The organism is Microbispora sp. CSR-4, from assembly GCF_008033685.1.
In the GTDB taxonomy this organism is placed as follows: Bacteria; Actinomycetota; Actinomycetes; order Streptosporangiales; family Streptosporangiaceae; genus Microbispora.
The window spans coordinates 456-868 of the sequence record NZ_VJVX01000280.1 but is presented as its reverse complement, the minus strand read 5'-3'; the positions used below and the strand labels follow the sequence as shown (position 1 = coordinate 868).

At 47.7% G+C, this 413-nt stretch carries 1 protein-coding gene; it reads left to right on the top strand.

Features of this window, described 5'->3' with window-relative positions; translation table 11 throughout:
• Positions 1-413, top strand: a 413-nt coding sequence (locus FLV34_RS39815) for a hypothetical protein (RefSeq protein WP_222709823.1), incomplete at both ends; no start/stop codon positions are given.

Genomic DNA, 413 nt, shown 5'->3' with positions numbered 1-413 from the left:
CTTCGATGGAATCGGCGGAGTCATCGGGTTCGCAGGGCTTAGTCGAACGAGCAGCACTAGAGCTCGGTGATGCATTGGTAAAAATTCAAGGCTATGACCGCTCTGAAGCCGTGCTGAAGCAGGCGTATCGTTATTTTAAAGACCGCCGCATGGCGTTTAATGAGGTGCTTAGCGTCCTAACTATTGCAAAGCTACACAAAGCTCAGTTCCAATACGATGAAGCCATCAAATCTTATCAAGCGGCTTTAAAGCTTGCGCAGATTATTGGTGACGGACGTTTTCGCTTTCGGGTGAACTTGGAGCTTGCGTCTCTGTATCGCGAAACTAACAACGAAAAAAACATGCTGCGTCATCTCAAGCTTGCCGAAAACTTGCAGTACCGTGAAACCTCGAATGCGTACTTGGCAACATTT